General features: G+C 69.4%; 11 protein-coding genes and 1 pseudogene. 3 read left to right on the top strand and 9 right to left on the bottom strand.

Features of this window, described 5'->3' with window-relative positions:
- Positions 1 to 109 precede the first annotated feature (109 nt).
- The 3 genes from CFK39_RS04825 to CFK39_RS04815 are packed head-to-tail and all read right to left on the bottom strand — an operon-like array spanning position 110 to position 1,987.
- Positions 110 to 874 carry a hypothetical protein gene (locus CFK39_RS04825; protein ID WP_089064507.1) on the bottom strand — a complete coding sequence of 255 codons (765 nt, stop codon included), beginning with the start codon at positions 872 to 874 and terminating at the stop codon, positions 110 to 112.
- Positions 871 to 1,587: an ABC transporter ATP-binding protein gene (locus CFK39_RS04820; protein WP_089064506.1), complete on the bottom strand. Its 717-nt coding sequence runs from the start codon at positions 1,585 to 1,587 to the stop codon at positions 871 to 873. Before CFK39_RS04820 ends, CFK39_RS04825 begins: the two co-directional genes overlap by 4 nt.
- A gap of 1 nt (position 1,588) precedes the next feature.
- Positions 1,589 to 1,987 (bottom strand): GntR family transcriptional regulator, encoded by a 399-nt coding sequence (locus CFK39_RS04815; protein WP_089064505.1) that lies wholly within the window; start codon positions 1,985 to 1,987, stop codon positions 1,589 to 1,591.
- A 145-nt stretch (positions 1,988 to 2,132) separates the two neighbouring features.
- Here CFK39_RS04815 and CFK39_RS04810 point away from each other — a divergent pair, with 145 nt between their 5' ends.
- On the top strand, positions 2,133 to 3,629 hold the full coding sequence (locus CFK39_RS04810) for an FGGY family carbohydrate kinase (protein WP_089066290.1): 1,497 nt from the start codon (positions 2,133 to 2,135) through the stop codon (positions 3,627 to 3,629).
- Between the two features lie 3 nt (positions 3,630 to 3,632).
- On the opposite strand, the gene CFK39_RS04805 is transcribed toward CFK39_RS04810, so the two are convergent.
- Positions 3,633 to 4,073 (bottom strand): hypothetical protein, encoded by a 441-nt coding sequence (locus CFK39_RS04805; protein ID WP_157697066.1) that lies wholly within the window; start codon positions 4,071 to 4,073, stop codon positions 3,633 to 3,635.
- Between the two features lie 79 nt (positions 4,074 to 4,152).
- Positions 4,153 to 4,569: a (R)-mandelonitrile lyase gene (locus CFK39_RS04800; protein WP_089064503.1), complete on the bottom strand. Its 417-nt coding sequence runs from the start codon at positions 4,567 to 4,569 to the stop codon at positions 4,153 to 4,155.
- A gap of 378 nt (positions 4,570 to 4,947) precedes the next feature.
- Between CFK39_RS04800 and CFK39_RS17265 the strand changes: the two are divergent.
- Positions 4,948 to 6,243 (top strand): annotated as a pseudogene (locus CFK39_RS17265) (HNH endonuclease); the annotation flags it as partial.
- Positions 6,244 to 6,772: 529 nt separating this feature from the next.
- On the opposite strand, the gene CFK39_RS16705 reads toward CFK39_RS17265, so the two are convergent.
- From CFK39_RS16705 to CFK39_RS04775, 4 genes are all read right to left on the bottom strand, one after another.
- Positions 6,773 to 8,548 carry a glycoside hydrolase family 13 protein gene (locus tag CFK39_RS16705; protein ID WP_157697065.1) on the bottom strand — a complete coding sequence of 592 codons (1,776 nt, stop codon included), beginning with the start codon at positions 8,546 to 8,548 and terminating at the stop codon, positions 6,773 to 6,775.
- 83 nt (positions 8,549 to 8,631) lie between these two features.
- Positions 8,632 to 9,555 carry a carbohydrate ABC transporter permease gene (locus CFK39_RS04785; RefSeq protein ID WP_089064500.1) on the bottom strand — a complete coding sequence of 308 codons (924 nt, stop codon included), beginning with the start codon at positions 9,553 to 9,555 and terminating at the stop codon, positions 8,632 to 8,634.
- The gene (locus CFK39_RS04780; RefSeq protein ID WP_089064499.1) at positions 9,555 to 10,487 is read right to left on the bottom strand and encodes a carbohydrate ABC transporter permease; all 933 of its coding nucleotides are present in this window, start codon (positions 10,485 to 10,487) and stop codon (positions 9,555 to 9,557) included. The genes CFK39_RS04785 and CFK39_RS04780 overlap by 1 nt, the downstream gene beginning before the upstream one ends.
- A gap of 30 nt (positions 10,488 to 10,517) precedes the next feature.
- Complete coding sequence (locus CFK39_RS04775) at positions 10,518 to 11,792, bottom strand: ABC transporter substrate-binding protein (protein WP_157697064.1); 1,275 nt, start codon at positions 11,790 to 11,792, stop codon at positions 10,518 to 10,520.
- A gap of 106 nt (positions 11,793 to 11,898) precedes the next feature.
- Between CFK39_RS04775 and CFK39_RS04770 the strand changes: the two genes are divergently transcribed.
- Positions 11,899 to 13,137 carry an ROK family transcriptional regulator gene (locus CFK39_RS04770; protein WP_089064498.1) on the top strand — a complete coding sequence of 413 codons (1,239 nt, stop codon included), beginning with the start codon at positions 11,899 to 11,901 and terminating at the stop codon, positions 13,135 to 13,137.
- The last annotated feature ends 37 nt before the right edge of the window (positions 13,138 to 13,174 follow it).

Here is a 13,174-nt window from a genome sequence, read left to right as displayed (position 1 = left end):
CTCCCGCATCCAGGTCCCTCGGGTGGCCGGGCGCGGCCGATCCCGCGGCCTCACACCAGGCTGATCTTCCGTCGCCAGGAGTGGACGGTGCGCACCAGGCACGCCAGGGTCACCAGGAAGAGCGCGGGGAGGAAGCCGAGCGGCATGATGTCGGAGGAGGCGGAGTCCCCAGCGGCCAGCTCCGAGAAGAGCCACCAGCGGACCACGCCGAGCTGCCCGTCGGCGACCCCGAGCCCCCAGGGCAGAACGGCCATCCCGAGGAAGAGGACGACCTGCATGACCAGGTACAGGCCGAGGAAGACGAGCACCGGGCCCCGAGGCCGAGCCGGTTCAGCGGAGCCTCGCTGCCCACCGAGGCGGCGAAGAAGTACTGGATCGGCCAGATGAGGATCATGCCCACGAAGAGCCCGACGGCGGCCACCAGCAGCGGCACCGGGACGACCTCCGCATAGCCGCTCCACAGCTGCGAGATGACGGTGAAGGGATTGCGCTCGGTGCCCAGCTGACCGGCGAGCACGGGCCAGGCGGCGCACAGCATGCCCAGGACCACTATGAGTCCGGCGAGCGAGATCAGCAGGGCCCACAGCAGCTTGGCCGTGAAGATGGTCGTGCCGCGCACGGGCAGGGACTGGGTGAAGTATCCGGTCCGGCCGAAGCTGGACTGCCAGTAGTGGATGGTCAGCGCGATCTGCAGCGCGGGGACCAACCCTCCCAGCGCTGCCACGAGCATCAGCACCCCGATCACGGAGATCCCGGGCCAACCGGTGGCCGTCAGGGCGGTGCCGGCGATGACCAGCAGCAGCGCGGCGCCGGTGATGGTGCCGAGCAGCCCGCGGGTGCGCAGCCATTCGTGCTTCATGAGGGTGGTGATCATCGGTACGTCTCCTTGAAGATCTGATCGAGGCCGCCGCCGTGCTGTGCACGGAGGTCGTCGGCCTCTCCGGCGAGGACCACGTCGCCGTGGCGCATCATCACCACCGAATCGAGGATCTGCTCCAGATCGTGGATCAGGTGGGTGGAGATCAGCAGCAGCGAGTCCTCCTCGAAGGTGCGCAGGATCCCGTCGAGGATGATCTGACGGGCCGCGGGATCCACGCCGCTGATCGGCTCGTCGAGCAGGTAGACCTGCGCTCGCCGGGACATCGCCAGGGCGATCTGCACCTTCTCCCGCATGCCCTTGGACATCTCCTTGAGGCGCATCGATTCCTCGAGGCCGAAGAACCCGATCAGCTCATGCGCCCGCTCGGTGTCGAAGTCCTCGAAGAAGTCGGCGTACAGATCGACGCAGTAGCGCGCACGGGCGCTGTGCGGCAGGAAGCTCACATCGGGAAGGAAGGAGACCTTCGCCTTCGAGGCGGGGCCCGGGGCCAGACCGGCGATGCGCACCTGGCCGCTGTAGTCGCTGACGACCCCGGCGAGGATCTTCATCAGGGTGGTCTTGCCGCAGCCGTTCTCGCCGAGCAGGCCGATGATCCGGCCTCCGGGGAGGTCGAGGTCCAGCCCGTCGATCGCCGTCGTGCTGCCGTAGGTCTTGGTCAGCGCCCTGGTCGAGATCAGGGAGGGCTGGTCCTGTTCGGGAGAGTTCATCTCAGGCCCCTTCGCTGTCAGTGTGTTCGTCATGGTCGGGGTCATGGTGGTCCCACCTCTCTGTGATGAGCTGCTGCACCTGGGCGTGGCCCATCCCGAAGCCTCGGGCCCGGTCCAGGAAGTCGTCCGCCGCCTGTTCGGCGAGCGTGGCCCGGAGCTGGTCGATCCGGGAGGAGTCCTCGGTGATGAACCTGCCCGAGGTGCGTTCGGAGCGGCACAGCCCTTCGCGTTCGAGCTCGGACATCGCCCGCTGGACGGTGTTCGGGTTGACCCCGAACTCGCCGGCGAGCGCCCTCACCCCGGGGAGTCTGGCTCCAGCGGGCCAGCTGCCCACGACGATCCGTCGGGAGAACTCCGTGACCAGCTGGGTCCAGATGGGGATCGAGCTGTCGAACTGCATCAGCCACCCCCTGTCTCATTGTATTAGGTGCTTAAGACAGTAGGGCAGGGGGGTGGCGGAGTCAAGGCGTCGGCCCGGGATCCTCGAGCGGAGCACGGGGCTCTGCAGGCGGCGAGGACAGGGTGTGCCCGCCTATCCTCACCTCATGCCCTCTCTGCTGTGCCTGGACCTCGGGACCTCCGCTGCGAAAGCAGCGCTGATCGACGTGGACGGCACCAGCAGGGCGCAGGCGAGCAGCGAGTATCCGACGCGCCGCACGGCCGACGGGGGAGCGGAGCAGGATCCCGCGGACTGGGTCCGCGCCGCCCGCGCCGCGATCACGCAGCTCCTCCCCTCCCCATCGGCCGGCGAGGACCTGCTCGCGCTGAGCCTCACCGGCCAGATGCAGGACCTGGTGCTCGAGACCGAGGGCGGGGCTGAGCCTCCCGCCATCCTGTACAGCGACACCCGCGCCGGGGCCGAGGCTTTCGAGCTGCACGCCCAGCTCACGGCCGAGGGCATCGACTGGGACCAGCTCACCGGCAACCGGCAGGACGCGAGCAGCTGTGCGGCGATGTTCCGCCGTCTGGACCGGGTGGATCCCGGCCTCATGCGGCGTGCCCGGCAGGTGGTGTTCGGTCCGGCCGGCCACCTCGTGCACCGACTGGGCCTCGGCGCCTGGTGCGATCCGACGACGGCCGCCGCCACCGGGCTGCTCGATTCCCGCACGCGCACGTGGTCGGCCCCGGTCGCGCGCGCCGCGGGCCTCGCGGCGCCCCTGCTGCCGGCGCTCACCCACCGGGCGGGCCAGGTTCTCGGACGCACCGGGGCGTCGGCGGCCGCGCTGCTGGGCCTGCCGACCGGGCTCCCCGTGGTCCTCGCCCCGGGCGATGCCGGTGCGACCACGCTCGGCATCGTCGGGCTCGCACCGGGCGACGACTACGCCTACGTGGGCACCAGCGGCTGGCGCGCCGCCGTGCTGTCGGCGCCCTCGCCACCGCAGGTGGGCACATCGCACCACCTCGCGCTCGGCGCGAGCGACGATGGTGCGAGCGACCACGGAGCGGGGTCGATCCTGCGGATTTCCGCCCTGCTCGCTGCGGGCGCCGCAGCGGACTGGGCACGCGGGGCACTGCTTGGCGGGGTGGCTCCCGGTGCGGCCGACGCCCTGCTCGAGGATCGCGAGCACCGGTGCGGCCGCGGACCCACCGGGCTCCTCGCCCTGCCCTCGATCCTCGGCGAGCGCTACCCCGTACGGGACGCCGACCTCCGCGGCGCCATGATCGGCATCGGCCCGCAGACCCGCGGGATCGACCTGTACGCGGCGATGCTCGAAGGCGTCGCCCACGCCCTCGCTCATGGCGACGACAGTGACCCCTCACGCCCTCTGGCCGTCACCGGCGGCGGGACCGCCTCGCAGCCCTGGCTGCGGATCATCGCCGACGTCACCGGGCGTCCCGTGCGCACGGTCGACGGGGCCGACGCCGCGCTGGTCGGCTGTGCGCTCGCCGCGGCGGACGCGTTGGGACGGGAGCATCGGATCCTGCCGCTGGCCGCACGAGCGGACGGCCGGAGCATTGCCCCGGACCCTGCGGCCGCGGCCGCGCACCGCGCCCTCTACACCGCGGTCGCCGAGGTCGGGGCGCTGCAGCAGGGGTCGTGAGGCTCAGGCATCCGCGCAGATCGGTGCGAGCGCCTCGAGGGTTTCGTTGGCCAGGTCGATGTCCAATCGGCTCATCCCCTCAAGTAACTCGCTGCCCGCCGTCTGGAGCTCCAGATCGTCCTTCCCCACCCCCGCGGCGGTGAACAGGCTCGCGGCGGCGAGGAGTTCGGAGAACAGCGGGGCCTGCACGTCGAGGGACTCCTCGGTCAGCGGCAGCTCGCCCTCGGCGCGGTCCAGGATCGCGCACCCATCGGCGAGGTCCTGATCCGCCCGTGAATCGGCGCTGCCGAGACTCCCGGAGAGCAGAGCGCCGCCGACCCCGCCGATGCCGAGCCCGATCAGGCCGACGACCAGCGCCGCGGCGGCTGCGACGAGGACGAGCGTCCGGGTGCGATGCGTGCGAGGGGGCGGGGTGGCGAAGGCGGGGGTGTTCTGCGGCGGCATGACCACACGCTATCCCGAGGGCTCGGGCCCGGGCTCGGGCCGGATCGGTGGCAAAGTCATGCCTGCCGAGCCTCGCCTCTCAGGCCGTGCGTGCCACCTCGTTCGCGCGGGCGAACTCCTCGTCGCTGACCGGTTCGAGCCAGATCACGGTCTCGTCGTCCTCGTCGGCCTCCTGCACCGCGAGGTGGGACATCAACGAGGTGTCGAGCGCGCCGTGCCAATGCTCCTCGCGCGGCGGGATCCACACCGTGCGCCCCGGCTCGAGCGTGAGGACCTCGCCCGAGCGGGTGACGACCAGCCCCACCCCGCCGGTGCCGTAGAGGGTCTGACCGGCGGGATGCCAGTGCCAATGCGTACGAGCGCCCGGCGTGAAGTGCACATGGCTCATCGCGGCGCGTGAACCGTCCAGCGGCCCGCGGATCGCCTCCATGAACACCTCACCGGTGAACGAGGAGCCCGGGCCGGGGTTGGTCGCGTTGAGTTCAAGCTTCTCCATCGGAGCCTCCTGGGGTGGGTGCAGATACCCCCATCAGATACCGGCAGAGCGGAAGGGGCAAGGGTGAGGGGCCAGTGGAGGGCATCTCGGACGTGCTCCGAGCGGACGTGGAGCAGGGCCCGGAAAGCTTCTGTGAGGCATGACCTTTCCTCCACAGTGTCCGCTTATCCACATTCTTGTCCACATTTTGTAGGACACCCCTCGGGGCTGGTTGGAGAAAGTTATGCACAGCCTGCAGGTCGGGCCCGAGAGAGCACCCGAGTGCAGGTCGTGGAGCCGTATGTGTCGATGTGAACAAGGTGACGGGCATCCTGAGAAGGTTTTCCACATTCGTGGCACGGGCTTTCGAATGTCGGTGCGCCGAGAGAGGATGTCAGCATGTTCATGGAGAAGCTGACGGATTCCTCGGAGCGGCGTTCCGCCACTCCGGAGGAGACCCTCGCTGCGCTCCACGCGGCCGGCCCGGCCGCGCTCGCGGAGCTGCTCGGCGACGTCGACTTCCTGCTGACCGCGATCGCCACCGCACCGGAGAAGATGTTCGAGGCAGGGGAGCGACCACGGGACGACTACACCAAGCTGCTCGCGAGGGTCCACGAGTCCCGCAGCTCGCTCGACGCGCTCGAGGCACGCGCGGTGGTGGCACTGGCCGAGGCCACACGGCGCGACCAGATCCGTGCCGAGCGGGACGACGCCGCGCACGAGGACGAATTCCTCCCGCCGATCGACCGGCTCAATCGCCTTGCCGACGGCCGGACCCGCCGTGACTATTCCCTGATGACCCGGCGCTCGCCCTCCGCTGCAGAGCGCTCCTTGGCCTCAGCCCGGCGCATGGTCCGTTCCATGCCGCGCATGCTCTGCGCGCTGGGCACCGGAAAGGTGACCGCCCAGGTGGCCTACGCGACGGCGTCCGCGATGGAACCGCTCGATGACCACCAGTGTCGACAGCTCGATGAGGCTCTGCATGAACAGATGCCCCGTCTGGACGGAGCCGGGGTCAAACGGTGGCGGGAGGAGGTCTCCTCCGCGATCGGGCAGCTGGACCCGCAGGGAGCCGCTGAGCGCCACCACCGGGCTCGCCAGGGTCGCCACGTCACCTTCACCCCCGGCCAGCACGGAATGGCGACCGTGAGCGCTCAGCTGCCGGCACTGGATGCCAAGCTCGTCCACAAGCGCCTCTCCCTCGAAGCGGAGCGGCTCCGTGCCGAAGGTGCGCGGGAGGGCCACGGCGCACTGATGGCGGATGCCTTCGCCGATACGCTGATCGGTCGCGAGGGAGGCATGGACCCGGTGCGGCTGGAGATCGGGCTGATCATGACCGAGCGATCGCTGCTCTCCCCGGACCACGGCGATATCGCGCATATCGAGGGGTACGGCTCCGTCCCGGTGGAGATGGCGCGCGAACAGCTTCGCCTCGCGCTCGCCGAACCGGACCCCTCCGTGGGGGACCGCTGCGGCCCGGACGGACCACAGCTCCGTCCCGTGATGCGACGCCTGTTCACCCATCCCACCTCCGGAGAGCTGGTGGCCGTCGAATCCCGGGCGAGAGCCTTCCCGCCCTCGATGGCACGCTTCCTCGACTGGCGGGACCTCATCTGCCGTGCACCGTTCTGCGACGCCGCGGTGCGCCAGCACGACCACATCGTCCCCGCCTCCGCGGGTGGGGCCACGAGCATCGACAACGGTCAGGGCCTGTGCGCGCACTGCAACCTCTCGAAGGAGAGAGACACCGCCGGCGTCCAGCGTCTCGTGGACTCGGAGTCCTCGCGCCACCTGGTCGGATGGTCCGGCACCTCGGGCATCACCCGCGTCACCTCCCCATCCCCGCTGGGCCCTGCGGCTGCGGTGACGGGCGCTGCGAGCGAGAAGTCCGGCGCCGCCGCTGGAACTGCTGCCGCGGACGTCGCCGACGCTGCCGATACTGAAGACGCCGACTCGATCACCGGCGTCACCAGCTCCGCGCCGTGTGGAGCGACGACCTTCTCGCTCACCGTCCGCATCCCGGTCGACGCACCGGAGCGGCCGGTCGTCTCGGCCCCGACATGCAGGACTCCGGCTGCTACCGGCGCGCAGCCGGTGACGGCGCGGGGAGATCGGGACCCGGTCAGGTCACGACCGCGGGTCGCCAGGCGACGAGAGTGCCCCGGCGTCACCCCTCGAAGGGTGAGATCCGGGGTGCTCGCGACCAGAGCGCGGTGGGCTCCGCTCAGGCCGCCGACTGGCGCAGCCACGCCGTGGTCGCACCCGGCAGCACCGCCGAACCATCGGCCGCCGCTGCGAGCTCGCCGCTGGCCAGCAGCAACTCGCCAGCGGGCAGTGTCACCGGTTCTGCTCCGAAGTTCGTGACGCTCAACCAACCGCCGGGACGCTCGAAGGCGAGCACGTCATCACTGGAGAGCGCCTCGTCCCACTCGAGCGTCTCCTCGCCCTGCAGCTCTGTGCGCAGGCGCAATGCCTCGCGGTACATCTCGAGCGTCGAACCGGCGGTGCCGTCCTCGACCTCGACGGAGAAATCCGCGAACCAGGCCGGCTGCGGCAGATGCCCCCCGCCCTCGCCGAAGCCGAAGGAGGAGCCCGACCGGGTCCACGGCAGCGGGACCCGGCAGCCGTCACGACCCAGTCCGTCGAAGCCGCGATCTGCGGCAGTGGTGCGCAGGAACGCCGGATCCTGCCGCTCCTCATCCGGGATCTCCGCGACCTCGTGCAGGCCCAGCTCCTCCCCCTGGTACAGGTATGCGCTGCCGGGCAGGGCCAGCTCGAACATCGTCGCCGCCCGGGCACGGCGAAGCCCCAGCTCACGATCGATACCGCCTTCCGGACCGCCGGCGGCCACCCACTCAGCCCCCTGCTTCACGGCCCGCCCGGCACGCGGCGGCAGACCGTACCGGGTGGCATGACGCACCCCGTCATGGTTCGAGAACACCCAGGTCGTGGACGACCCGGTCACCGCGGACTGCGCGAGGTTGTCGGTGACGATGTCGCGGAAGTGCACGGCATCGAAATCGGCCTCCATGAGGTCGAAGTTGAACGCCTGGCCGAGCCCCTCAGGGCTCGCGTACCGCGCACGACGCTCCGGAGTCTCCACCCAGGCCTCCGCGACCGCGATCCGCGGCGGCTCGTACTGATCGAACAGCTCACGCCACTCGGCATAGATCTCGTGCACGTCGTCGCGGTCCCACAGCGGATGGGTGCCGTCCTTCGGCATCGCCCGCAGCTCCGCCGTGCTGGGCAGTACCTCGCCGAGGTCCTTCGAGAGCCCATGCGCCACGTCGATCCGGAAGCCGTCCACCCCCCGGTCCGACCAGAACCTCAGGGTGTGCAGGAAGTCCTCATGGACCTCCGGGTGCCTCCAGTTGAAATCGGGCTGCTCGGTGGCGAAGGAGTGCAGGTACCACTGGCCGTCCGGCACCCGGGTCCAGGCCGGGCCGCTGAAGATCGAGGTCCAGTCCGCGGGTGGCTCCTCGCCCTGCTCCCCGCGACCATCGCGGAAGATATAGCGCTCGCGAGCATCAGAGCCCTTCGGGGAGGCCAGCGCCTCTTGGAACCAGACGTGCCGATCCGAGGAGTGGTTCGGGACCACGTCGACGATGAGCTTGATGCCGACCCCGTGCAGGGCGGCGACCATTTCGTCGAACTCCTCGAGGGTGCCGATCGTCGGATCCACATCGCGGTAGTCATCCACGTCGTAGCCCCCGTCGGCGAGAGCAGAGGGGTAGAAGGGGCTCAGCCACACCGCGTCCACGCCGAGCTCGGCAAGATACGGGACGCGCGAGATGATGCCGGCCAGGTCGCCGATGCCGTCGCCGTTGCCGTCCGCGAAGGAGCGCGGATAGATCTGGTAGACGGCCGCCTGGCGCCACCAGTCGGCGTCGGACCGGGTGGCGGAGGGAGAAGTCAGGGGAGCTGCGGTCACTGTCGGGGAACCTCCAGGTTCTGTCGTGGGTGGAAGCAGATGCGGATGCGGATTCGGGTGCAGGATCATGAGGGGATGCGTGGGGGTCGACGGTGGAGGAACAGGCGGTGCGGAGCGCGACCGGCACGAGCCGGCCGCCCTAGCGCAGGGGGTTACTTGATCGCGCCCTGGGTGAGGCCGGACATCACCCACCGCTGAGCGAACAGGTAGACGATGATCGCCGGTGCCATCGCCATCAGGTAGGAGGCGAAAGCGACGTTGTAGCTGTTGCTGAACTGGGTCTGGAACATGTTCTGCAGCACCGGGATGGTCTGCAGCGTCGGGTCCGAGATGATCAGCGAGGGCATCATGAAGTCGTTCCACGACGCGATGAACGCGAAGATGCCCACGGTCGCGCACATCGGCGCCAGCAACGGGAGGATCAGCGTCCAGAACACCTTCCAGGTGCCGGCGCCGTCCATCCGCATCGACTCCTCGAGCTCAAGCGGGATGGTGCGCAGGAAGGCGGTCAGCAGCAGCGTGTTGAACGCCAGGGAGAAGGCGATGTGCAGGATCGCGACCCCCAGCGGGTTGTCCAGCCCGAGCATGCCCGTCAGCTGGATCTGGGGCAGCGCGACCACCGGGAACGGGATGAACATCGCCGCCAGCAGGTAGAAGAACGACCAGCGGAAGGCTCGTCGATCCCAGTTGCGCACGATTGCGTAGGCGGCGAGCGCCGAGATCACGATCTCGCCGACCACGGCGATCACCGTGATGAAGATCGAGATCGCGAAGCCGCGCGGGAAGTTCGTGAGGTTCCAGGCCTCGACGAAGCTCGAGAACGTGAACGGGTCCGGGAGCGCGAAGGCATTGCCGCCGACCGCCTGCTCGGTGGTCTTCAGCGCCATGTTCACGGTGATGTACAGCGGCACCAGCACGGCCAGCGAGCCCACCAGGAGCAGCCCGGTGGTGGTCCAGCTGATGCGCTCGCGTCCCACCCGGCCGCGGCGGCGGCGCGCAGCCGGCGGCGGGGCGGTCGAGGTGTCGGTGGGGGAACCGGCAGGGGCCGCAGATGCGGCGGGAGTCGCAGTGCTCATCAGAACGCCGTCCTTCCTCGGGTGATGCGGAGCTGGAGGAGCGCGAGGGCTATCGAGATCAGGAAGAAGACCATCGCGTTCGCCATCTGGTAGGCGTAGTCGCCGCCCTCGAACCCGCGGAAGATCGCCATCGCCACGGACCGGGTGGCCACGCCCGGGCCGCCGTCGGTCAGGCCCACGATGATGTCGTAGGCGTTGAGGTAGTTCTTGAAGCCGAGGATCGTGTTGATGACGATGAAGCCGGAGACCAGCGGCAGGGTGATGTGCCGGACGCTCTGCCAGCCGGTCGCACCATCGATCGATCCGGCCTCATAGACCTCGGCGGGGATGGTCACCAGCCCGGCGATGTAGATCAGCATCGTGCCGGGGATCGACTGCCAGGCGGTGACGATCACGATCGACAGCCAGGCCCAGTCGGGATCGGCGAGGATCGTGCTGGACAGCGCGTCCGAGCCGATCGCCTGGCCGATGCCGGGCACGGTGTTCGCGAACAGGTACTGGAACACGAAGGCGATGACGATGCCGGAGATGACCATCGGGATCACGTAAATCGTGCGCAGCGCGGTGGTGAAGCGGATCTTCGAGGTCAGGCCCAGGGCCAGTGCGAAGGCGAGGATGTTCACCACGATCACGGTGATCAGCGAGAAGCCTAGTGTGAAGGTGTACGACCCCAGGATCCCCTGATCGCGGAACATCGCGACATAGTTCCGGAACCCGATGAACTCCCAGTCACCGAAGCCGATGGAGTTGGTGAAGCTGTAGCCGAAGCCCAGCAGCGCCGGCAGCGTGACCGCGAGGCTGAACAGGGCGAGCGAAGGGAACAGGAACAGGTAGTAGAGGGGGTCGATCCGCCGTTTGTGGTGGACGAGCGGGGGGCGAGGTCGGCTCTCGCCGTCCGTGGGAACAGCGGGCGATGGTGTCGTCGTCGACATCGGGGCTCCTTGCTGAGACGTCATCGGTGATCACTCCCGGAAGGCCAGGCGAGCCCAGTCGGCGTCCATGCGCGCCAGGGTCTGCTCGGCGTCGGCGCCACCGACGATCGACTGGAGGTAGTTCTGGGCCGGGATGGAGTTCGGGATGAACTGCGAGGCACCCATGTAGAAGCGGCCCTCGTCGTAGTACGACTGCATCTCGGCGATCCTCTCGTCGGTCACCGCAGGGGCGTTCTTCGTGGTGCCGAAGGCGAGGAAGTCGTCGTTGTACGTGTTCTGGATATCGGGCTGCATCAGGAACTGCAGGAGCTCCCGCGCCCCCTCCTGCTCGTTCGCGGCCTCCGGGATCCACAGCGAAAGGTCGATGTTCACGCGGACCCGCAGATCAGCCGGATCATCGGTCGCCGGCAGCGGGAAGGTGCCGAGATCCACCTCGGTGCCGGCCTTCTCGATCTCTCCCAGCGCCCAGGGGCCCTGGAAGTACATCGCCGCCTTCCCCTGGGCCATCGCCGTGTTGCCGTCGCCGTAGGCGCGGCTGGACGCATCGGAGTTGCAGTACGGGACCAGTTCCAGCATGCGTTCGACGGGCTCCAGCAGCGTGTTCTGGAAGGAGACCTCGGAATCCGGGCCGACGTCCTCGCCGATCTCGGCCAGTTGCGCGTAGAAGCTGCGGACGTCGACCATCCCGCCGACGGTGTAGTCGAACAGTCCCTGGGCGATCGTCCAGGGATCCAGGAAGGTCGCGTAGATGGGTGTGACCTCTGCGGCCTGCAGCGTCTCGCAGACGCTCAGCAGCTCCTCCCAGGTGGTGGGGACCTCGAGCCCGTGCTCCTCGAAGATCTGCCGGTTGTAGATGACTGCGGCGGCGGTGACCGAATAGGGCAGCACGCTGGTGCGGCCCTCATAGGTGGGGTACCAGTCGGCGAGCTCAGCTACGTCCTCGCGGATGGTCGCGGCTTCGGGGAGGTCGGAGAGGTCCGAGAGGGCACCGCGCTCCATGAAGCGGCCCATCTCGAGGTTGTAGTTCTGGCAACCCAGGTCCGGCGGATTGTTGCGCACGAAGCTCGCCGAGAGGTTCGTGGCGATGTCGTGCTGGACGGTGAAGCGGTCTTGGGAGCTGGAGAACTCGGCGGCGAGCCGGCTGAAGTACGAGATCGCCTCGGGCTTGGACTGGTAGAGCGTCAGCTCGGAGGGACCGCCGCGCCCGCAGGACGTCAGGGCGGTCGCCGCCAGGGCACCGCCCGCGCCTGCCAGCAGGGTTCGGCGGGTGAGGGGGCCGGACAAGCCGGTCGAGGATGACACCATCGTCTCCTTCGCGGAAGAGTGTGCAGACTCTCGGGATAGATGCGACCATAGATACGTCAAGCATTATATTTACGGCCTATCGAAAGTATGGGGACGGAGGAGCGCCATGTCAACAGGCCCGGACCGCGGTGCGAGCTCCCCACAGCTCCTCCGCCGGGCGAACCGTCAGGCGCTGCTGCAGCACGCGCTGAGGGTGCCCCGCTTCACTGCGGCCGACGCGATGGCCGCGACCGGGCTGACTCGCGCCACCGTGCTCGGGGTCTGCAGCGAGCTCGAGCAAGCCGGTTGGCTGCATGAGGTCTCCGTCGAGCGCGTGGACGGAGTCGTGCAGCGCGGTCGCCCCGCACGCCATTACGCCCTGCGCGCGGAGGCTGCCGTCATCGTCGGCGTCGATGCGGGCCAGCACACCCTCATGGCGCGGGCCGTGGACCTACGCGGGAGAGAGATGACTGCTGCGAGTCGCGCGATCGACGGAGATCTCGATGGGCGGGACGTCGGCCAGGGTGCTGCCGCAGCGGAATGTCGGGTGGAGGCTGTGCGTGACCTCGTCGACCAGGTCATCGAGCAGGCGGGGGCCGGTGGGAGGCGACGACTGCTGACGGTGGTCGGAGTGCCCGCGCCGGTGGACTCCGCCGGCCGCTCGCCGTCGGTCGACTCCACCTACTGGCCCGCCATGAACCCCGGTCTCGTCGACGCCCTCGACGGAACGGTGCAGGTCGAGAACGATGCGAACCTCGCCGCCCTCGCCGAGCACGCGCTCGCCGCACCGCACGCCAGGACCGAGCACGTGGCGGCGCTGCTGATGGGGGAGCGCTTCGGCGCCGGGCTCATCGTCGATGGTCGTCTGCTGCGAGGGGCCGCCGGCGGCGCCGGGGAGATGCGCTTCCTGGACGACGTGCTCGGCGACTCCCGCGGGGCCGACGGAGTGGCCGCCCTCGCCCGCCGCTGGACCCTCGACGCGATCGCCGCCGGCCGCGACTCGCCCACTCTTGCAGCGTTCCCGGCCGACGTCCTCAGCGCCGTCGACGTCTTCGCCGCGGCCCGCGACGGCGATCCCCTTGCGCGGGACGTGCTGGACCGGATCGCCGCACGCCTGGCCCGCATCGCCGCGATCCTGTCGAGCCTGCTCGGGGTCGAGAGGGTCGTCGTGGCCGGGGCGATCGCAGATGCCATCGAACCCGTCCTGCAGCGCTCCCGTCTCGAGCTGACCGAGATCGCCGCCGCGCCCCTGCCGCAGCTGGTCGCCAGCGAACTGGGCCGGGAGGTGGTGGTGCGTGGTGCGATCGAGCATGCCCTCACCCGCCTGCGCGAGAGCCCGCTGGACTTGCTCTCGCCGGAAGGGTGAGGGCTCGACCCTGCCCCGTCATCTCGCCATCCCCACG

Source organism: Brachybacterium avium, from assembly GCF_002216795.1.
In the GTDB taxonomy this organism is placed as follows: domain Bacteria; phylum Actinomycetota; class Actinomycetes; order Actinomycetales; family Dermabacteraceae; genus Brachybacterium; species Brachybacterium avium.
Note: the sequence above shows the minus strand (reverse complement) of the source record. Positions and strands in the feature narration are given on the sequence as shown.

What these genes read in the sequence shown, in the direction of transcription:
- CFK39_RS04825 (WP_089064507.1), bottom strand. Translation starts at nt 874, where the DNA reads ATGATCACCACCCTCATGAAGCACGAATGGCTGCGCACCCGCGGGCTG.
- CFK39_RS04820 (WP_089064506.1), bottom strand. Translation starts at nt 1,587, where the DNA reads ATGAACTCTCCCGAACAGGACCAGCCCTCCCTGATCTCGACCAGGGCG.
- CFK39_RS04815 (WP_089064505.1), bottom strand. Translation starts at nt 1,987, where the DNA reads ATGCAGTTCGACAGCTCGATCCCCATCTGGACCCAGCTGGTCACGGAG.
- CFK39_RS04810 (WP_089066290.1), top strand. Translation starts at nt 2,133, where the DNA reads ATGCCCTCTCTGCTGTGCCTGGACCTCGGGACCTCCGCTGCGAAAGCA.
- CFK39_RS04805 (WP_157697066.1), bottom strand. Translation starts at nt 4,073, where the DNA reads ATGCCGCCGCAGAACACCCCCGCCTTCGCCACCCCGCCCCCTCGCACG.
- CFK39_RS04800 (WP_089064503.1), bottom strand. Translation starts at nt 4,569, where the DNA reads ATGGAGAAGCTTGAACTCAACGCGACCAACCCCGGCCCGGGCTCCTCG.
- CFK39_RS16705 (WP_157697065.1), bottom strand. Translation starts at nt 8,548, where the DNA reads ATGATCCTGCACCCGAATCCGCATCCGCATCTGCTTCCACCCACGACA.
- CFK39_RS04785 (WP_089064500.1), bottom strand. Translation starts at nt 9,555, where the DNA reads ATGAGCACTGCGACTCCCGCCGCATCTGCGGCCCCTGCCGGTTCCCCC.
- CFK39_RS04780 (WP_089064499.1), bottom strand. Translation starts at nt 10,487, where the DNA reads ATGTCGACGACGACACCATCGCCCGCTGTTCCCACGGACGGCGAGAGC.
- CFK39_RS04775 (WP_157697064.1), bottom strand. Translation starts at nt 11,792, where the DNA reads ATGGTGTCATCCTCGACCGGCTTGTCCGGCCCCCTCACCCGCCGAACC.
- CFK39_RS04770 (WP_089064498.1), top strand. Translation starts at nt 11,899, where the DNA reads ATGTCAACAGGCCCGGACCGCGGTGCGAGCTCCCCACAGCTCCTCCGC.